An 18,956-nucleotide genomic window follows, 5' to 3' on the forward strand; every position below is an offset into this window, starting at 1 on the left:
TCCGCCTTAAAGACAGTACCGGTTTCCTCAACCGCCAGGACACACACAGAGGCGCATCACACGACGCCGCTTCACGCAACACCCTGGACCTTTGAGCTATAGGCCGCGCGGCCGGACTTCAACGCGTCTCCCAGCAATTCTAGCCGGTCCTGTCCCCAGAACACTTCGCCGTCCAGCACATAGACCGGCGAGCCGAACACGTCGGCGGCCAGCGCATCCTGGCGATTCTGCTCATAGGCCGTGCTGATCGCCTCGACGGCGGATCGCTCCACCAATTGCCTGCCGGGCAGCCCGGATTCGTCGGCCAGTTGCGCAATCGTCGCAGGATCGGCCAGATTGAGCTGATCCTCCCACACGCCGGCAAAGCCCCGCCGCAGAAACCGATCGGGATCGAGCCCAGCCTCGATCGCCGCGATCACGACGCCATCGGCGAGCCGTGCGTTGAACGGCCAGTTCGCGGGTTGAAGATGGAATTTCAGGCCGCGCTTGTCGCGCCAGCGCTGCAGCTCGACCATCCGGTAGCGCTGCCGCACCGGATGGCGTTTCATCAACGGCAACCCGCCGGTTTCCGAGAACAGATCGACCAGCACCACGGGCTTGTAATTTACCGTGAGATCATAGGCACTTACGAGTGCGCTGAAGGGCCCATGGCCGATATAGGCCCACGGCGATTGAAACGAGAAATAGTAATCGACCTGGCGCGGCATGCGGGCTCCGGGAACGGCTGATGATAGGCGCTAGCGGTTATCCCAACAGGTCAGCTGAATCGGCGCAAGATCGCCCCTTGCCGCGCCAGGGCCTTTTGTTCGAACGGGTTTTCCGGGCGCGAACCAGCCTCTGCTCCACTTCAAAACGCTTTTGCTGCTGCACTGCGATGACGGGTCCACAGGGTCGTGGAATATCTCTAAATAAATTCAGCGAAATCAATGCACTAACTGGTTACGGCGCAATCTTGACTTGATTAGACGCGGTAAGTATGGTCCGCGCGGCTTTTAAGGGTGACGGGCGTAATTTCCATCAACCGCAGCATCGTTTAATGTCTTGGGCATGGCCGAAGACAAAAGCGACAACGCAGGTGGAAATCGCGATCAATCGTCGTCCGATGAAGCTGCGCTTTCCGCAAGGCTCGGAAGTCTCGATCACCGGTTGTCCGAAATTCGTGACAGCCGAAAAATCAGGACTGATCAACCCGGTACTGAAAGCGGCGACAGGGCGGCCAGAGCTTCGGCGATGGCGCTTGGTTTCCGCCTTTCCTCGGAGTTGGTTGCGGGCGTTGCCGTCGGGGCAGGGATTGGCTGGGGTTTCGACTGGTTGTTGTCGACATCGCCGTTCGGTTTCATCGTGTTTTTGCTGCTCGGCTTCGTCGCCGGCGTGGTCAACGTGGTGAGATACGCGGGCGTAGCCTCGGGCAAACGCTGAGCGCCGACGGGAAGTCACGACATTTGAAATTCGATTGCCGGCAAGCTAGGCCGGCGGACCAAGGCCCGCGCGGATGAAAATCGACCCGATTCATCAGTTCAACATCGAGCCCCTCTTCACGATCGGCCATATCGGCAATCAGACGATCGCCTTCACCAACTCGTCGCTCTACATGTTCATCGCGGTGGCGCTGACGGCGGTGCTGATGCTCGGTGGCGGGCGGCAGCTGGTTCCCGGCCGTTTCCAGTCGGTCGCCGAAATCTCCTACGAGTTCGTCGCCAGCACCATTCGCAGCACTGCCGGCTCGGAAGGCATGAAGTTCTTCCCGCTGATCTTCACGCTGTTCATGTTCATCTGCGTCTCGAACCTCGTCGGCATCATTCCCTACACGTTCACGATTTCGAGCCACATCATCGTGACCGCCGCGCTGGCGTTCCTGGTGTTTTTCACCGTGCTGTTCTACGGCATCTACAAGAACGGCCTCAAGTTCTTCAAGATTTTCGTTCCCTCCGGCGTTCCGATCTACATCCTGCCGCTGGTCATGTTCATCGAAATCCTGTCGTTCTTCCTGCGGCCGGTTTCGCACAGCGTGCGTCTGTTCGCCAACATGCTGGCCGGACACATCGCGCTGAAGGTGTTCGCGGGCTTCGTCGCGATGCTCGGCGTCTCGCTGGGCGCGGTCGGCTGGATCGGCGGCATCCTGCCGCTGGCGCTCACCGTCGCATTGACCGCGCTGGAACTGCTGGTCGCGTTCCTGCAGGCCTACGTGTTCGCGATCCTCACCTGCATCTACCTCAACGACGCCATTCATCCGGGACACTAAGCGGTCCGGAGAATTCCCACCCACAAGTCAGTCTTTCCCTCTAAGGAGCTCAAGAAAATGGAAGCATCAGCAGCAAAACTCATCGGCGCGGGCATCGCATGCATCGGCATGGGCGGCGCGGGCGTCGGCGTGGGCATCATCTTCGGCAACTACCTCGCCGCAGCGGTGCGCAATCCCTCCGCAGCCCAGGGCCAGTTCGGCAACCTGATCTTCGGCTTCGCCGTGACCGAAGCGCTCGGCATTTTCTCGCTGCTGATCGCGCTGCTGCTGCTGTTCGTTCCGCTCTGAGCTGCACCTTCCCGCGCCGCCCTCCGGCGGCGCGCATGACAGCAACAGGAGTACCCCGTGGCTGAAAAGAGTCAGGGCGCCCCCGCCAAGGGCCAGAAGACCGGCGCCCACACCGAAGCCGATGGTGGCCATCACGGCGGAGGATTTCCTCCGTTCGAGTCGAGCACCTTCGCTTCGCAGCTGGTGTCGCTGGTCATCGCGTTCGTCGCGCTCTACCTGATCGTGTCGCGCATTGCGCTGCCGCGCGTCGGCGGCGTGATCGATGCACGTCAGAACGCGATCGAAGGCGATCTGGCCGCAGCGCAGAAGCTGAAGGACGAGTCGGCCGCGGCGCTGAAGGCGTATGAAGCCGACCTGGCTTCGGCGCGCTCCCGTGCCCAGGCCATCGGCGCCGAGACCCGCGAGAAGTTGAACGCGGCCTCGGAAGCCGAGCGCAAGACGCTGGAAGACCAGCTCTCCGCCAAGCTTGCCCAGGCCGAGAAAACCATCGCGGCAACGCGCGAGACCGCCATGAGCAACGTCCGTGGCATTGCCGCGGATGCGGCCGGTGCGATCGTGCAGCGGCTGACCGGCGTGCTGCCCGACGGCGGCGCGTTGAACAGCGCCGTCGATGCTTCGTTGAAGGGATAGATGATGTTCGCCCTGCCAGAAACCTGGGTTGCCATTGCGTTCGTCATCCTGATGGCGCTGTTTGCCTATCTCGGCATCCATCGCACGGTGTTCAAGGCGCTCGACCATCGCGCCGAACGCATCAAGGCCGAACTCGACGACGCCCGCCGCCTGAAGGACGAGGCCGCAGCATTGCTCGCGGAGTACAAGACCAAGCGCACCAGCGCCGAGCGTGAGGCCGAGGAAATCATCTCCAACGCCAGGGCCGAAGCCGAGCGGATCGCGGTCGAAGCCAAGGCCAAGATGGAAGACTTCGTCGCCCGCCGCACCAAGACCGCCGAGAGCAAGATCGCCCTCGCTGAAGCGCAGGCGCTCGCCGACGTCCGTTCCGCCGCGGCCAATGCCGCGGTGGCCGCCGCGTCGACCATCCTGTCGCAGTCGGTAAAGGGCTCGGTGGCCGACGACCTGATGGCCAAGGGTATCGCCGAGGTTCGCGCCAAGCTGAACTGAGCGGTTTCAAATCAAGAGACAAAAACCGGCGCTATCGTTTCGCGCCGTTTTTTTTATTGCGTAGGCGCCGCCTTCTTGCGCGGCGCCGGCCGCTCCGGCTTCAGGGCCTGCGGGTCGAAGCCGATGTAGAAGATGTAGTTGTCGCTGGTCCCGGGCGCAGGCACCGGATAGACGAGATCTTCGGCCACCAGCGTAAAGGGCTCGCTCCCGGTCTCGGTCATGGTGACCGTGGTCTGATAGGCCTTGGTGGCGATGGTCTTTTCGCTGATCCCGCCCTGCACCACCGCGACGCGAAGCGGAACCTGCACCGACGACGGCGCGCCGGCGGGACCTGCAATGACGCGCCCCTGAATTCCGATCCGCGCGGTGATGACGCCGCCATTGAGGCTGCATTCCCGCGCCGTCTTGCCGATGGTCGCCTGGAAGCGCAAATCGTTGCCGACCGGCTGCTTGCCGGGCGCGGCCACGGCATAGGTCGACGCGCCCGCCCTGACTCTCACCTCCGGACAGGTGAGGTCGCCAATATCCTGTTCGGCTTTCGGCGCAGCGCCTGGGGCCGGAGCCGGTTCGTCCGATTTGCCGCCGAACAGGCCCTTGAAGCGGTCGGTCAGCGACTGCGCCGACGCAGGCTGCGCGAGGCCGCAGCCGAGCCCGGCCACGACCGTGGCCGCGAGCGCTACTCTCAACAACCTGATGTCACCCATGCGACGTCCCTGCCATCTACGTCATCTCGAAGTCATGTTCCCCGAGCATCGGATCAGAACCGATGCTCTGGATTCTTGTTTTGACGCGTTCTCTTTACGCGAACCGGTATCCACTTCGCTCGAAAACGCTCTGCCGGGCCTTATAGCAGGGCAATGGCGGCGAACCCAAGGCCGCCCTAAGGCGCATAACGGCCCTGAAATCATGGGTTTTAGCCGCGGAAATCCTCGTGCAGCATGCCGAACAGCAGATGATCCTGCCAGACGCCGTTGATGCACAGATAGCGCCGCGCCAGCCCCTCGCGGGTAAAGCCGCATTTCTCCAGCACCCGGATCGAGGGCGTATTGGTGGGAATGCAGGCCGCCTCGATACGGTGCAAATTGAGCTCGCCGAACAGCGACGGCAGCAGCACCCGCAGCGCCGTCGTCATGTAACCGCGATGGGCATGGGGCTGGCCGACCCAATAGCCGATGGTACCGGCCTGCACGATGCCGCGGCGGACATTGGCCAGCGTGATGCCGCCGATCATGGTGCCGTCGGATTCGCGAAAAATGATGAACGGATAGGACCGGTCGGCCGCGATGTCCTCGGCATAGCGCCGCAGCCGCCGCCGAAAGCCGGCCCGGGTAAGATCGTCCGACGGCCAGATCGGTTCCCACGGCGTCAGATAGGCCCGGCTCGATTCGCGCAATTGCGCCCATTGCAGGAAATCCGCCATCTGCGGGGCGCGCAGCAACAGGCCGTGGCCGCGCGGCACGAGTGCGGCCGGTCCGCTGGATGGCAACCGAAACAGGGCCATGCCCTAACTCCCAAGCATCCTCTTATCTGTCTGGATTTCTTCGGAAAACCGGTACCCACTTTTCCGGATCATGCTCCAGCGCAGCAATGTCCCAATGTAGCAAGCTCTTAATGTAGCAAGGCCTTAATGTAACAACGTCTTGGCCTTCACCTTGGTCAATCCTTCCGCAAAAGTCACCGCCGTGTCCAGACCCCTGCCGCTGCCGAGCGCCACGACCGCCGGCCGGCTGCGCGAAAGCAGGCCCCGCGCGGCATTGCGGGTCGATTCCACGCTGACCGCGTCGATCCGGGCGACCAGTTCCTCCGCCGTCAGCGGCCGGCCGTAAGCCAGCATATGGCGGGCCAGTTGCTCGGCGCGGGAGGAGCAGCTTTCCAGCGCCATCAAGAGCCCGGCCTTCATCTGCGCCTTGGCACGGGCGATCTCGGCCTCGGTCAGGGTTTCCACCGCGTCATTGATGACGTCGACGATCACTTCCATCATTTCCGGCGCATCGTTCGGATCGGTGCCGGTATAGAGGCCGAAAAACCCGGTGTCGCTATAGGGCGCATGGAAGGTGTAGATCGAGTAGCACAGGCCGCGCTTCTCGCGCACTTCCTGGAACAGCCGCGACGACATCCCGCCGCCGAGCGTGTTGGTGAACACCTGCAGCGAGAACAGCGACAGGTCGGTCTGCGGCACGCCCTCGAGCGCCAGCGTCATATGCGCCTGTTCGAGGTCGCGATGCACCACGCGCGAGCCGCCCTGGCCGAACATCGCCGCTTGCGGTTTCGGCGCCGGGGTGGCTTCAAAGCTCGCAAAGCGCTGCGTCACTTCCTCGACGACGCGCTTGTGATCGACGGCGCCCGCCGCCGCCACCACCATGTCCGGCCCGCGATAATGCCTGGTCAGATAGCCGCGCAGCATGTCGCGATCGAATTTCTTCAGCGTCTTGGTGGTGCCGAGCAGCGACCGCCCCATCGGCTGGTCCGGATAGCAGAGCTCGTTGAGATGCTCGAACACGACGTCATCAGGCGTATCCTGCGCCGCGCCGATTTCCTGGGCGATGACGCCCTTCTCGCGCTCGAGTTCGTCGGGCACGAAGGACGGATTGGCGAGGATGTCGGAGAGCACGTCGAGTGCCAGCGGCACGTCGGCCTTCAGCACCCGCGCGTAATAGGCGGTGGTCTCGGTCGAGGTCCCCGCATTGAGGTCGCCGCCAACCGCTTCGATCTCTTCCACGATCTCGCGCGAGGAGCGCCGCGTGGTGCCTTTGAATGCCATGTGTTCGAGCAGATGCGAGATGCCGTGCTCGTCCGGCTTTTCGTCGCGGCCGCCGACGCCGGCCCACACGCCAAGTGCGGCGGTCTCCAGATGGGGCATGCTGTCGGTAATGACGGTGAGGCCGGATGCTAGCTTGGTGACGTCAACGCTCATCCGGTAACTCCCTGCTTCGCGGCACGGCTCACCGAGCGCACGAATCGCTCCACTTCGGCTGAATCGTTTTTCATCACCGTGATGTGTTCAGATTTGGTCATCAGGCCGTCGAGCCAGGCCGGCAATTGCGGACGCACGCCGCAGGCGGCCTCGACCGCATCGGGGAATTTGGCCGGATGGGCGGTCGACAGCACGATATTGGGGATCCTCGAATCCGAGGTGTCGCGATCGGCCACCGCCAGCGCCACCGCGGTATGGGGATCGACGAGGTCGCCGGCCTCGCGCCAGGCGGCGCGGATCGTGGCCGCGGTTTCGGTCTCGTCGGCGCGGCCGGCGTCGAACTCCTCGCGGATCGCGGCCAGCGTCGCGTCCGGCAGCACGAAGCGCCCGGACTGTTTCAGCGAACCCATCAGCCGCCGCACGCTGGCGGCATCGCGTTGACCAGCCTCGAACAGCAGCCGCTCGAAATTCGAAGACACCTGGATATCCATCGAGGGCGAGGCAGAAGCGTGCACCTCGCGCACCTCGTAGATACCGGTCTTCAGCGTGCGCGGCAGGATGTCGTTGATGTTCGACGCGATGCGCAGCCAGCGGATCGGCAGGCCCATTTTCTTGGCGACGTAGCCGGCAAAGATGTCGCCGAAATTCCCGGTCGGCACCGTGAAATCGACCGTGCGCGCGGGCGAACCGAGCGCCACCGCCGATGTGAAATAATAGACGACCTGCGCAACCACCCGCGCCCAGTTGATCGAATTGACACCCGACAGCGAGACCGCGTCGCGAAAGCCGTGATGATTGAACATCTCCTTCACGATCGCCTGGCAGTCGTCGAAATTGCCTTCGATCGCCAGCGCGTGCACGTTGGCCGCGCCCGTCGTCGTCATCATCCGCCGCTGCACGTCGGAAATCCGGCCATGCGGAAACAGCACGATCAGATCGACATTGTCGAGACCGGCAAAGGCGTCGACCGCGGCGCCGCCGGTATCGCCTGAGGTCGCCACGACGATGGTGGTGCGCTGCGCGCGCTTGGCCAGCACGTGATCCATCAGCCGCGAGATCAACTGCATCGCGACGTCCTTGAACGCGAGCGTCGGGCCATGGAAAAGTTCGAGCACGAACTGGCTGGAGCCGGTCTGCCGCAGCGGCACCACCGCCGGATGGCGGAAGGTGGCGTAGGCTTCATTGGCCATGCGGCCGAGATCGGCGTCGGAGATCTCGCCGCCGGCGAACGGCCTGATCACCTCGACCGCGACCTCCCAATAGGGCCGTCCGAAAAATCCGGCGATGGTCTCGGGCGAAAGCTGCGGCCAGGTTTCAGGCACGTAGAGACCGCCGTCGCGGGCAAGCCCGGTCAGCATCACATCGCAAAAACCCAGGGTGGGAGCTTCCCCCCGCGTCGAAATATACCGCGTCAAACCGCCCTCCAAAGGCGCTAGCTTCCGCTAACCCTTTGATGTATTTGAATTATTACCCTTCGCCAACGACAAAGCGCGCGGCACCTTAGAGCGTTTTCGCTCCTTGTGAAATGCCGCAATGGCGAAAAGGTGAGTGCGGGGTAAGGGCTTTGGCGCGATTTGGCTGGCCTCGCCTCACCCATCGCTGTCGTCCTCCGCGAAAGCGGGGGACCCAGTACGCCGCGGCTTCTCGGTTCTGTCACTGGCGTCATCGTGTTCGCTCTCTCTGTTCCCTCCCCCGCAAGGGAGGAGGGAGCCGACCGTTCGTGTCGCTTGCACTTCCGCTTCAAATTTCAAGCAGTGGATACGACTTCGCGATCTCGCGACGCAAAGCGCCCGGAGTTTTGAAAATCGTTGGCCCCCGAAAATGAGGGCGCAGGGAAGACCGGGTGCGCGCTGCACCCGCGGTCTCGCGTGCGGTTTGCACAAAACAAAATGCACACGAGCATACAGGGCAGCGGTGAACACCCGGCCTTCCCTGCGCAGTGGCTTTACGGCTTATGCCGTGATCTCCCCGGAGACGAGTTCTTGGTTGGCTCCGTCGCTGCCGTTTCCGCTTGCGCTTATCCGACAGATTGACACCTGCAACGGGTGCCAGGACCACACGGTTTTGCCGTACGCCTGTCCACGCCGTCGTCGAGGCGTAAACCAGCGTCCACCGCAACCCGTCCAACGTCCGTGACGACGGCCGACGCCCTTCTCAGTAGGACGGGATGACCAAGAATATGCACCTGATTTTCATTCTGGTAAACAGAAATATTTTTCAGTTCGGGGCTTGACACGAATTCCGACAATCAGAAGTGATTTGCCCGTCGGGTCGTTTTGTCGCGGCCAGCCGTCAACGTGAACGGACGGAATGAGCCCGCTCGCATCAAAAAACACACAAACCCATCAGATTAAGAACACACAAACAAGTCAGATTGCACGTACCAGCGAAAATGCGGCGGGAACAATCCGGCCCTGTCGGCATTATCGTCAACGCTTCGAATTTCCGGGAGACTTCCATGAAAACGGCAAAGATCATGCTGGCTGGACTGGCCACCCTCACCCTCGTTTCGGCGGCCTCAGCCCAGCAAGCGATGACGGGGACGGTCACGCGAATTGACCGGACCGACGGGACGATCGCAATCCAGTTGCACCGGACCCCAACACAGAGCGGCACCGTCGGCGCCAACACCAGCGGTGCTAAAACAGACGGTGCTAAAACAGACGGTCCTGCCGAAGAGCTCAAGACCAAGATCCAGGGCAATCTGTTGAACGTCCTGCACGCCGGCGACCGGGTCAAGTTTACGCTCACCGACGCGGGTGGGACCAAGACCATTACCAACGTCGAGCGACCGTAACTGACGGGCACACACAGCCAACTCGAAACGCAAAAAGGGCCGCGGCAACACCGCGGCCCTTTCGCTTGGACTTTCTCTTGGACTTTCCCTTGGAAGGGCCTGTCGTTACTCCGTGCAGACCTTGGTCGTCTTCATGCCGGTCTCGGCTTCGGTCTTGGTCTTGAAGATGCCGTTGTCGACGATGGTGGTCGTCGTGCTGGTCGGCTTGGTTTCAACCACCGTGCACTTCTTCGTGGTGCTGTCGCGAACGACGTAATATTCGGCAGCCATCGCAGTCCCGGCTACGCCCGTTGCGGCAAACGCCAGTGCGCCGATCATCAGAAATTTCTTCAATTTATCCTCCTCCGATTCTTCGTGATGCCATCAGCAACCCGCGGAGAAACCGGATGTTCCACTTTTTCCCGAATGGTTTCCACTTCCCGGATTCAATTTTGGCTATGCGCCGCAGGACGGCCCGGCAACAGTTCGGGAATAGTCGGCAATACCGCCCGATATAGACCTCCGTCTTTCCGACGAGCGGAACAAACATATGACCGGGAACTTATAGACGTGATCGCAATCATGCGATGGAGGACGACTGAATGAGACGCATTGCACTGATTGGCTGCGCCCTGCTGCTGGCAATGACCGCATCCGCTTCCGCCAGGCTGGGGATTGCGCCGCTCACCGTGCCGGATGACGGGGTGACCCAGGTCAAGCACGGACGTGGGCACGGTCACGGACATCGCATGGGCCGCGGGGGCCGGGGTCACCATTACGGTTGGGGCCGGGGCCGCGGGCACCATTACGGCTGGCGTCATCACCGTCGTCACTACTGAAAAGCTGATTCGCCGGGTGCTGCTTTCATCGATCCATTGCCCCGACGAAAGCAGCCACCGGCGGTATGGACGGTCGCGCCGACAGGCGCGGCCTGTTCAGTTTTCTGATGCCGGTCAGCCCAGTTCCATCTCGACGGCGATCCGGATCAGGTCGGAATGGTTCTTGGCGCCGAGTTTCTGCTTCAGCAGCGAGGTGGTGTTGGCCACGGTCTTGTAGGAAATATCGAGCGCGTCGGCGACTTCGACGATTTTGTGGCCGCGGCCCAGCAGGCGCAGGATTTCCAGTTCGCGCGCGGTCATTTGCGAGGCCGGATTGGCCTTGATGGAAGCGCCCGAGAACGTCACCGCCTCCGCCAGTTGCGGCGAGATGAAATTTTCTCCCGAGGCCACTTTGCGAACGGCCTTTACCAGCGTCCGCGGATCGTCGCCCTTGGCGACGTAACCCTGCGCGCCCATTTCCACCGCGCGAACCACGAAGGCAGGGTCGTCATTCATGCTGAACATGATGATTTTGGCGTCCGGATCCCCCTTGCGGATCCGTCGCATAAGCTCAAAACCCGAGACGTCGGGAAGTTTGATATCGATGATTGTGACATCCGGCCGTCGCGTCAAAAAGGCCTTGTGACCGGATTTTGCGTCCGCGGCCTCGTCAATTTTCACCGTCGCGTCCGAAGCGAACAGCGAACGGCATCCGGAAACGACCACCGGATGGTCGTCGACGATCAGGATCCTGGTTGTCGATTTGGCGATGTTCTGCATCCTCGCAGCCTCTTATGGGATAAATAGACATTTCGCGATAATTGAAAAGAGATACCTGCGCTACGGGAGTTAGAATAGTCCGAATGTGGCAGAATCTTTCCCTTCGCATGCGGCTGATTTTCGCGCTCGGCAGCATGTTCGTGGCCGCGCTGGTGCTCGGGGCCGTCTCGCTGCAGGTTTTCGCGCCGGGCCAACTGGTGGATGAAAGCGAGCCGGCAGCGCGATCGGCCAAGGTGGTTGCCGAAGCGCTCAACAGCGCGCTGCTGACGTCCGCCAACCCGCAGCAAACGCTCGACGCATTTGTGCAGGCGCTGGGCTCATCCGAAGCCATCCGGTTCCGCCGTGCCGGCATCGAAACGGCCACGCCTTCGCCGGCAGCGATAAGCCCTCCCCATGGACGCGCGCCGCAATGGTTCGTCGATCTTCTCGGCCTGCCGGAGATCGGCGCCTCGTTTCCGGTGAGGATCGATGGAAAGCAGGTCGGCGACATCCTGTCTTCACCCGATCTTTCAGCCGACATCTACGAGAAATGGGTCGGCTTTCTCGTCCTCGTTTCATCCGTCGTCGCCCTGATGCTCGTGACCGGCATTATCGCCTATCTGACCGCAGGAACCGTGGTCGACGCGCTGCGGAATCTGGGTGAAGGCCTGACCCGGATGCGGACCGGGGACTACCAGCACCTGATCGCGGCGACGGGTCCGCCGGAGATACGCAAAAGTTCCGAACTGGCCAATGAACTCGCACGCACGCTGAACCAGCTGAGCCAGGACAATCGCAGCCTGCTGCGGAAGGTCGTCTCGCTGCAGGACGATGAGCGCCGCGACATCGCGCGCGACCTTCATGACGAACTCGGGCCCTTGTTGTTCGGGATCCGGGCCAACGCGGTGGCGCTACAGGATGGCGCGGCACCGAACAAGAAACTCGGCGCTTCGGTCGAGGCGATGCTTAGATCGGTCGAGGCGCTGCAATTGGCGAACCGCCGTATCCTCGACCGGTTGCGGCCGCTTCATATCCAGGAAATCGGGCTCGAGAAAAGTGTCCAGACCCTGCTGCAGTATGCGCGATCGCAGGCGCCGGGCCTCAAACTGAATGTGCGGATCGATCCCCGTCTGAACAACGTCGACGGGCTGCTATCCCAGACCATCTACCGGGTTATCCAGGAGGGCGTGACCAATGTCCTCAGGCACGCCAATGCCAGCGCGATAAGCGTCGAGGCGACGATCGAAGGAAACCAGGTAATGGTGGAAATTTCCGACGATGGCGTCGGATTTACACCGCACCAGCCCTTTGGCCGTGGACTGACGGGAATGCACGAGCGCGTCCGGGCCCTGAGCGGGACATTCGAATTCAAGCGGCAGAACAGTCGGACCTATGTCCGGTGCCGTTTGCCGGCTGGCGTGTGAGGCGCGCCGCTGCCCCAGCGATGCAGCGAAGGATGCAGGGCGAAAGAACATCAGGTTGCAAGCAGGAGTGACGACCGCGTCGTCACCAGGCGCGATGCGGCACACCAACGCCATCCAGCGCCGTTGCCGGCGCGAACCGGCCGCAGCGGGTATGCAAAATCCTCCCGGAAGCGTCGAACGTGAAGACGATGCGAACGGGCTTGCCTTCGCAGTTCAGGTAATCAAGCTTGACCCCGTCGGCGGACGGCATGATCTCTTCCAGTCCAAAGGCATTGGGCGAGAATGCCTCGAGCCGGGGCCGCCAATATGATTCCAGCGCAGCCCGACCCGCATAGGTGTTTGCGCCCTCGCAGTCGCATTCGAGGCTTGCGTCGGGCGCGTACAGGTCGAGCAGCGGGCCCAGCTCATGTCGCCGGCAGGCATCGAGCCAATCGACGACAACAGCCACCTGATCGATATCCTTCGCGATAACATCCTTGGCAGTATTCTTGGGCAGGTTCGACATGTCCATTGGCTGCACCTGGCTCGATGGGTCGAGAAAGGCAACGGAGTTAAGGCGATCGTCGTGAACGGGCACTGAACCACCGGTTACCCGCAATTCAGCTTGGAACCAAAAACAGTTTGTGTCCATGGAAGTTCCAGGCGCGATCAGCGGATTCACGACAACCGTGCTCGCGAACCAGCAATCTCTGGTAGCGGCAATCCGTGCAAACGGTGAGCACGCGGATGCAAACTTGGCAGCGCGTTTGCACCTTGCAGCCGCATCGCCTGCATGCGCCCCGCGTCTGCCTGCGCCACAATGCGGATTGACTAGCCTCCGACGCCGCGCCCATAATCCCGATGCAAGGGGCTTTATGCACGTAGCGACCACAAGAGTCGTGACCAATCAGTGCAAAGGCGGGGGTAACAGGCTTGTCGGCATCGCGGCGTCCAATGTTCGGCGAGCAACAGCGGTTCATGCTGTTTCTCATTGCGCCGGCGGCACTCTTGATGCTGCTGTTTCAGGTGCTGCCGATCGTGATCGGCGCCAATGCCAGCTTCCGCGACTGGGCACTCTATAACCCGAAGAAGATCTGGGTCGGCTTCAGTCACTATTACGCGGTGCTGTCGGATCCGGCGTTTCTCTACGTGGTGCTGCCGAACACCTTCCTGTTCATGATCCTGAGCGTGGCCGGGGCCCTGGTGGCGGGGCTGGCGCTGGCGCTGCTGCTCAACCGGCCGTTTCGCGGGCAAAAGCTGGTGCAGACGATCCTGCTGGTGCCGCTGATGGTGGCGCCGGTCGTCGCCGCGATCATGATCCGCTGGATGTTCAACGACCAGTTCGGCATCGTCAACACGGTGCTGGAGGCCATAGGGCTGGAAGGCCAGCCCTGGCTGGTGCAGCGCTGGAGCGCCTTCGGCATCATCCTTTTGACCGACATCTGGCTGTGGACGCCGTGGTTCACGCTGCTGCTGCTCGCGGGATTACAGAGCCTGCCGAAGGAGCCGTTCGAGGCGGCCGCGATCGACGGCACCACGACCTGGCGCGTGTTCAGATTCCTGACCCTGCCGATGCTGCGCCCGGTCATCGTGGTGTGCGTGGTGATCCGCGCCATCGACGCCTTCCGCACCTTCGACATCGTATGGACGCTGACTGGCGGCGGGCCGGGCCGCTCGACCGAGCTGTTCAGCCTCTATGCCTATGTGCACGCCTTCCTGAACCTCGATCTCGGCCGCGGCTCGGCGGCGGCGATCATTGGCGGGCTCATCATCCTCGTGATCGGCGTGGTGCTCTACCGCCTCGTCGATCGCATCGCAAAGGCATAATCAGATGCCGATCGTAAGCCGCCCCGATTTCCTGCCCGGATTGCCGAAGTGGAGCCGCAAGACGCTGTTCGCGCTGGCGCTGTTCGGCATCTGCTTTGCGTTCGCGTTTCCGGTGCTGTGGCTGATCCTGACCTCGCTGCGGCCGGAATCCGGCGTCTATTACGTCCATCGCGGCACCGAATTCACGCTGGCCAGCTTCGCCGAGGTGCTGACCGACGACCGCATCGTGTCGGCCTTCCTCAACAGCGCGCTGATCTCGACGCTGGCGACCTTCTTCTCGTTGCTGGTCACCGTCTCCAGCGGATACATGCTGTCGCGCTTCACCGGACCGGCGTCGCGGATCTGGTTCGGGACGATCTATGTGTTCCGCTGCATCCCCTATATTTCCTGGGTGCTGCCGCTGTACTTCGTGACCCAGAGCTGGGGCCTCTACGACACCTATACCGGCCTGCTGCTGCCGCATGTCGCGGTGCATATCTGCTTCTTCTCGTGGCTGATGAAGGGGTTTTTCGACGGCATCGATCCCAGCATGGAATACGCCGCGATGATCGACGGCTGCACGCGGTGGGGCGCCTTTATCCGCGTCGCCATACCGTCGGCGCTGCCGGCGATCTCGGCGCTGGCGGTGCTGTGCTGGCTGTTCACCTGGAACGAATTCCTGTTCGCGCTGATCCTGACCGGCAACCGCGTGCCGATGATCACGGTGGTCATGGCGCAGTTCGTCACCGAGATGGGGCTGCGCTGGAATTTGATGGCCGCGACCGCGGTGATGGCGCTGGTGCCGGCGTTCCTGGTCGCGCTGTTCGGGCAGAAATATGTGATCCGGGGGTTACGTATCTAGCAACGACGGGGACGCTGAATAAGACGAGGAAACAACACCAAAAACGAGGGAGGGAAGCGATGAAGCAACTGACAAAACTGGCTGTCGCAGCGACGGTGGCCCTGTGGGCCGCCGCAGGAAGCGCGAGCGCCCAGGTGACCGAACTGCGGATCGGCTACCAGCCGAGCCCGATCCAGGACAATTCGATTGCGATGTTCGAGGCCTGGGGCGCCAAGAACGGCGTCAAGATCGTCAAGGTGCCGAATTCCTACGGCGTCTATGTCGAGAAGATGACGGCGTCGCTGACGTCGAACTCCGATCAGTACGACGTGATCTGGCACAATGACGATTGGGGCCAGACCTGGGCGCATCTGCTCGAGCCGATGGATGACGTCGAAGCCAACAAATTTGCTTCCAAGTGGAGCATGTCACCGATCGTGTTCGGCAACGACAAGGGCCAGAACACCGTCGTGCCGATGGGCCAGACCTTCAGCGTGTTCTTCTACCGATCCGACCTCGTCAAACCCGAGGAAGTGCCGAAGACGCTGGATGAACTCGTCACCGTGAGCAAGAAGCTGCAGGCCGACGGCAAGGTGAAGTTCGGCTATGTCGCCGGCGCGTCGATGAACAACTCCTGGTTCACCTGGTTCTGGTCGATGTGGGGCAACAATTGCGACGTGCTGCTGCCACCCTACGAGCGCGACAACAAGAAGCTCGCCGCGAACGGCTGGAAATCGGGGATGACCGAGCCCTGCATGCAGAAGAACGTCGAATATTGGTGGGATGCGATCAACACCCACAAGATCGTGCCGCGCGGCATGCCGGCCTATGACCGCAACGAAGCCAACGCCGTGTTCATGGCCGGCGACGCCGCGTTCACGGTGGCGGACTCGCTATGGTGGGGCACGTTCAACGATCCCGCCAAGTCGAAGATATCAGGCAAGGTCGCTGCCACGCGCTTCCCGCTCGGTCCCGACCGCGCCAAGCCGTTCGCCTGGGACGACATCTGGGGCTGGGCGATCCCGAAGTCGATCTCGCCGGAGCGTAAGAAGAAGGCCAAGGAAATGCTCAACGCGATGATGCTGGACAAGGAAGGCCAGAAGAAGCTGTTCAAGGCGACCGGTGCGCCGCCGCCCAACACCGAATTCTGGGCGGAAATCGCGGCGGAAGATGCGTTCATGAAGCTCTTGAAGGAATCGGTGCTTGATTCACCCGACAAGGTGCGCGGCGCCTATTATTTCCCGCAATGGCCCGCCGTGCACAAGGCGTTCAACGACACCGTCACCAAGGCCGTCACCGGCAAGCGCGAGGATATCGCAAAGGTGCTGGCCGAAGGTGCGCCGCTGGTCAGCAAGGCGGCGCAATAATCGATAAGCAAAATCCCGCCGCGGGAAGCCTTTTATTTGAGCATGATCTTTCGGAAAACCGCTTCACACTTTTCCGGATCATGCTCGCTGCGGCGGGATTGTTTTGGGTCAACATGATCTTTATCTTGACGCGTTTTCTTCACGCGAACCGGTATCCACTTCGCTTGAAAACGCTCTAGTACTGTAACGGCGGGTAAATGGCAGCGATTTCACTCAGCAAGCTCAACAAGCATTATGGCTCGCTGTTCCACGCCGTAAAGGACGTCGATCTCGAGATCGCCGACAAGGAGTTCGTGGCCCTGGTCGGCCCGTCCGGCTGCGGCAAGTCGACGACGCTGCGCATGATCGCGGGGCTCGAGGACATCAGTAGCGGCGACATCCGCATCGGCAACCGGGTCGTCAACGACCTGCCGCCGCGCGACCGCGACATCGCGATGGTGTTCCAGAACTACGCGCTCTATCAGCACATGAGCGTCTACGACAATCTCGCCTTCGGCCTGCGCAACAAGAAGACCTCCGAAGCCGAGATCAAGGCCGCGATCGACCGCGCCGCGGGCATGCTCGGCCTGCACGAATTGCTGGCGCGCAAGCCGAAGCAATTGTCCGGCGGCCAGCAGCAGCGCGTCGCGCTCGGCCGCTGCATCGTGCGCAATCCGGAAGTGTTTTTGTTCGACGAGCCGCTGTCGAACCTCGACGCAAAACTGCGCGCGCAGATGCGGATCGAGATCAAGCGGCTGCATGCGGCCATACCGACCACGTCTGTCTTCGTGACCCACGACCAGGTCGAGGCGATGACGCTCGGCGACCGGGTCGTGATCATGCGCGACGGCCGGGTGCAGCAGGTCGGCACGCCGCTGCAGGTCTACGGCAAGCCCGCCAATAAATTCGTCGCCGGCTTCATCGGCGCGCCCGCGATGAACTTTGTCAACGTCACCGTGCGCAGCGATGGCGGCGCGACGACGGTCGAGGCCGATGGCCTCAAGCTCACGGTCGGCAGCGCCGATGCGCGCGCGCTCGCGGCGTACAACGGCAAGCCCGTGATCATGGGCGCGCGGCCCGAACATCTCGCGCTCGGCGAGGGCGCGCCCGGCGCCAGCTTCGATGCCCATGTCGAAGTCGTCGAGCAGCTCGGCTCCGAGATCCTGCTCGAGACGCGCGTCGGCAGCCACGGCATCACGGTGGCCCGGGTGCCGGCGGAAACGGTGATCGCGAGCGGCGATCGGGTCCGCGTTTCGGCCCAGCCCGGCCGGCTGCATTTCTTCGATCCGGAGACGGAATTGCCGATTACGGGGTAAGTCGCGCTTTCACCGTCATGGCCGGGCTTGACCCGGCCATCCACGTCTTAACTAGGTCGAGCGAAAGGAAAGTCGTGGATGCCCGGGACAAGCCCGGGCATGACGGAGCCTCACCGCTTCACCGCACCCGTCGGGCTGGCAAACCCTTCCATGGTCCGGATGCGCTTTTCCAGCCACCAGCCATATTCGGGCGCCCAGTCCTCGAATCTGCGGTTGATGCCGAGATCATGCGCCCAGTGATGAGCGATGTTGGGGTTGTACTGCGATTGCCGGCCGACCGCGATCAGATCGGCCTGGCCCTTTGCGAGCACCGCTTCGGCCTGCTCGGCTTCGAGGATGATGCCGACCGCCATGGTCGCGATATCGACTTCCTTGCGGACGCGCTCCGCATAGGGCACCTGGAAGCCGAGGCCGCGCGGCACCTGCGCTGCCGTCGCCGAGCCGGAAATGCCGCCGGAGGAACAGTCGACCACGTCGACGCCGCGGGCTTTCAACTCGTACGCCAGCGCCACCGTGTCATCCATGTTCCAGCCGTCTTGCGCGCCGTCGACCGAGGACACGCGCACGAACAGCGGCATCGTATCAGGCATTTCGCGCCGCACCGCCTCGACGATGTCGAGCGGCAGCCGCATGCGCCCCTTTCGGTCGCCGCCATACTCGTCGTTGCGGGTATTTGAAATCGGCGACAGGAACGAGGCCAGCAAATAGCCATGGGCCATATGAACCTCGATCACGTCGAAGCCCGCCTTGACCGCATTCTTGGCGGCGTGCTCCCAGGTCTTCACCATGGCGCGGCAGTCCTCGGCGGTAAGCTGGCGCGGCGTAAGCCATCCCGGCGCCACCGGCTCGCTGGTCGGGCCGACTGGTTGCCAGTGTTTGGCGCCCGCCTTGATCTCTTCTGGTGTGAGCGGCCCCATGCCGTTCATCGCCTTCTGCGAGGACGATTTGCGGCCGCCATGTGCGAGCTGAAGGCCGATCGCGGTGTTCTCGCGTTTCATAAAAGCGATCAGCGGCTTGAAACTTTCGACCTGCACGTCGTTCCAGATGCCGAGATCGAACTCGTTGATCAGGCCGACTTCCTCGACGCCTGTGGCCTCGACAAAGACAAGACCAAAACCGCCGAGCGCGTATCGACCGAGATGCACCTGATGAAACATGCCGCAGGTCGCACCGGGATCGGCGCGGTAATGCACCATCGGCGGCACCACCAGGCGATTCTTCAGCGTCAGGCCGCGAATGCTGAACGGCTGGAATAGCAGGGGACGTGCGGGATGGGCGGAGGGCGCGTCGGACATCGGTGGCCTGTGTCGTGAGGGTACGGCACGGAT

20 protein-coding genes are annotated in these 18,956 nt (G+C 62.3%); 11 read left to right on the plus strand and 9 right to left on the minus strand.

The window, feature by feature from the left end; translation table 11 throughout:
- Nucleotides 1–71: 71 nt before the first annotated feature.
- Nucleotides 72–707, minus strand: a complete 636-nt coding sequence (locus ABIE49_RS17435) for a 2-hydroxychromene-2-carboxylate isomerase (RefSeq protein ID WP_192735359.1) — start codon at nt 705–707, stop codon at nt 72–74.
- 340 nt (nt 708–1,047) lie between these two features.
- On the opposite strand from ABIE49_RS17435, the gene ABIE49_RS17440 reads away from it, so the two are divergent.
- The 5 genes from ABIE49_RS17440 to ABIE49_RS17460 all read left to right on the plus strand — a co-directional run bounded on the left by ABIE49_RS17440 (nt 1,048) and on the right by ABIE49_RS17460 (nt 3,649).
- Nucleotides 1,048–1,419, plus strand: coding sequence for an AtpZ/AtpI family protein (locus ABIE49_RS17440; protein WP_192735360.1), 372 nt, complete (start codon nt 1,048–1,050; stop codon nt 1,417–1,419).
- A 73-nt stretch (nt 1,420–1,492) separates the two neighbouring features.
- Nucleotides 1,493–2,242 carry a F0F1 ATP synthase subunit A gene (locus ABIE49_RS17445; RefSeq protein ID WP_192735361.1) on the plus strand — a complete coding sequence of 250 codons (750 nt, stop codon included), beginning with the start codon at nt 1,493–1,495 and terminating at the stop codon, nt 2,240–2,242.
- 57 nt (nt 2,243–2,299) lie between these two features.
- Nucleotides 2,300–2,530 carry a F0F1 ATP synthase subunit C gene (locus ABIE49_RS17450; protein ID WP_192735362.1) on the plus strand — a complete coding sequence of 77 codons (231 nt, stop codon included), beginning with the start codon at nt 2,300–2,302 and terminating at the stop codon, nt 2,528–2,530.
- Nucleotides 2,531–2,587: 57 nt separating this feature from the next.
- A complete protein-coding gene (locus ABIE49_RS17455) occupies nt 2,588–3,160 on the plus strand; it encodes a F0F1 ATP synthase subunit B family protein (protein ID WP_192735363.1) in 573 nt (190 codons plus the stop codon).
- A 3-nt stretch (nt 3,161–3,163) separates the two neighbouring features.
- Nucleotides 3,164–3,649 (plus strand): F0F1 ATP synthase subunit B family protein, encoded by a 486-nt coding sequence (locus ABIE49_RS17460; RefSeq protein WP_192735364.1) that lies wholly within the window; start codon nt 3,164–3,166, stop codon nt 3,647–3,649.
- A gap of 53 nt (nt 3,650–3,702) precedes the next feature.
- Here the strand turns inward: ABIE49_RS17460 and ABIE49_RS17465 are convergent, their stop codons facing one another.
- From ABIE49_RS17465 to thrC, 4 genes are all read right to left on the minus strand, one after another.
- Nucleotides 3,703–4,353: a hypothetical protein gene (locus ABIE49_RS17465; RefSeq protein WP_192735365.1), complete on the minus strand. Its 651-nt coding sequence runs from the start codon at nt 4,351–4,353 to the stop codon at nt 3,703–3,705.
- A 209-nt stretch (nt 4,354–4,562) separates the two neighbouring features.
- Entirely contained in the window at nt 4,563–5,150 is a 588-nt protein-coding gene (locus tag ABIE49_RS17470; protein WP_192735366.1) for a GNAT family N-acetyltransferase, read from the minus strand.
- 123 nt (nt 5,151–5,273) lie between these two features.
- Nucleotides 5,274–6,563: a M16 family metallopeptidase gene (locus ABIE49_RS17475; protein WP_192735367.1), complete on the minus strand. Its 1,290-nt coding sequence runs from the start codon at nt 6,561–6,563 to the stop codon at nt 5,274–5,276.
- Nucleotides 6,560–7,978 carry a threonine synthase gene (gene thrC, locus ABIE49_RS17480; RefSeq protein ID WP_192735368.1) on the minus strand — a complete coding sequence of 473 codons (1,419 nt, stop codon included), beginning with the start codon at nt 7,976–7,978 and terminating at the stop codon, nt 6,560–6,562. The genes ABIE49_RS17475 and thrC overlap by 4 nt, the downstream gene beginning before the upstream one ends.
- Nucleotides 7,979–9,021: 1,043 nt before the next feature.
- On the opposite strand from thrC, the gene ABIE49_RS17485 reads away from it, so the two are divergent.
- Complete coding sequence (locus ABIE49_RS17485) at nt 9,022–9,360, plus strand: hypothetical protein (RefSeq protein WP_192735369.1); 339 nt, start codon at nt 9,022–9,024, stop codon at nt 9,358–9,360.
- 105 nt (nt 9,361–9,465) lie between these two features.
- Here ABIE49_RS17485 and ABIE49_RS17490 read toward each other — a convergent pair whose 3' ends face one another.
- Together ABIE49_RS17490 and ABIE49_RS17495 are read right to left on the minus strand one after the other, a co-directional pair.
- Nucleotides 9,466–9,678, minus strand: a complete 213-nt coding sequence (locus ABIE49_RS17490; protein ID WP_502915997.1) for a hypothetical protein — start codon at nt 9,676–9,678, stop codon at nt 9,466–9,468.
- Between the two features lie 614 nt (nt 9,679–10,292).
- On the minus strand, nt 10,293–10,937 hold the full coding sequence (locus tag ABIE49_RS17495) for a response regulator transcription factor (RefSeq protein ID WP_192735371.1): 645 nt from the start codon (nt 10,935–10,937) through the stop codon (nt 10,293–10,295).
- An 83-nt stretch (nt 10,938–11,020) separates the two neighbouring features.
- Here ABIE49_RS17495 and ABIE49_RS17500 point away from each other — a divergent pair, with 83 nt between their 5' ends.
- Complete coding sequence (locus tag ABIE49_RS17500) at nt 11,021–12,340, plus strand: ATP-binding protein (RefSeq protein ID WP_192735372.1); 1,320 nt, start codon at nt 11,021–11,023, stop codon at nt 12,338–12,340.
- Between the two features lie 82 nt (nt 12,341–12,422).
- Here the strand turns inward: ABIE49_RS17500 and ABIE49_RS17505 are convergent, their stop codons facing one another.
- A complete protein-coding gene (locus tag ABIE49_RS17505; RefSeq protein WP_354066860.1) occupies nt 12,423–13,001 on the minus strand; it encodes a nuclear transport factor 2 family protein in 579 nt (192 codons plus the stop codon).
- Nucleotides 13,002–13,273: 272 nt separating this feature from the next.
- Here ABIE49_RS17505 and ABIE49_RS17510 point away from each other — a divergent pair, with 272 nt between their 5' ends.
- The 4 genes from ABIE49_RS17510 (at nt 13,274) to ABIE49_RS17525 (ending at nt 17,628) form a co-directional block, all read left to right on the plus strand.
- Nucleotides 13,274–14,146, plus strand: coding sequence for a carbohydrate ABC transporter permease (locus ABIE49_RS17510; RefSeq protein ID WP_192735373.1), 873 nt, complete (start codon nt 13,274–13,276; stop codon nt 14,144–14,146).
- A 4-nt stretch (nt 14,147–14,150) separates the two neighbouring features.
- Nucleotides 14,151–14,987: a carbohydrate ABC transporter permease gene (locus tag ABIE49_RS17515; protein WP_192735374.1), complete on the plus strand. Its 837-nt coding sequence runs from the start codon at nt 14,151–14,153 to the stop codon at nt 14,985–14,987.
- Between the two features lie 59 nt (nt 14,988–15,046).
- A complete protein-coding gene (locus tag ABIE49_RS17520) occupies nt 15,047–16,333 on the plus strand; it encodes an ABC transporter substrate-binding protein (protein ID WP_192735375.1) in 1,287 nt (428 codons plus the stop codon).
- 197 nt (nt 16,334–16,530) lie between these two features.
- On the plus strand, nt 16,531–17,628 hold the full coding sequence (locus ABIE49_RS17525; protein WP_192735376.1) for an ABC transporter ATP-binding protein: 1,098 nt from the start codon (nt 16,531–16,533) through the stop codon (nt 17,626–17,628).
- 110 nt (nt 17,629–17,738) lie between these two features.
- On the opposite strand, the gene ABIE49_RS17530 is transcribed toward ABIE49_RS17525, so the two are convergent.
- The gene (locus ABIE49_RS17530; RefSeq protein WP_192735377.1) at nt 17,739–18,923 is read right to left on the minus strand and encodes an NADH:flavin oxidoreductase/NADH oxidase; all 1,185 of its coding nucleotides are present in this window, start codon (nt 18,921–18,923) and stop codon (nt 17,739–17,741) included.
- Nucleotides 18,924–18,956: the final 33 nt, after the last annotated feature.

The organism is Bradyrhizobium sp. OAE829 (assembly GCF_040546575.1).
In the GTDB taxonomy this organism is placed as follows: Bacteria; Pseudomonadota; Alphaproteobacteria; order Rhizobiales; family Xanthobacteraceae; genus Bradyrhizobium.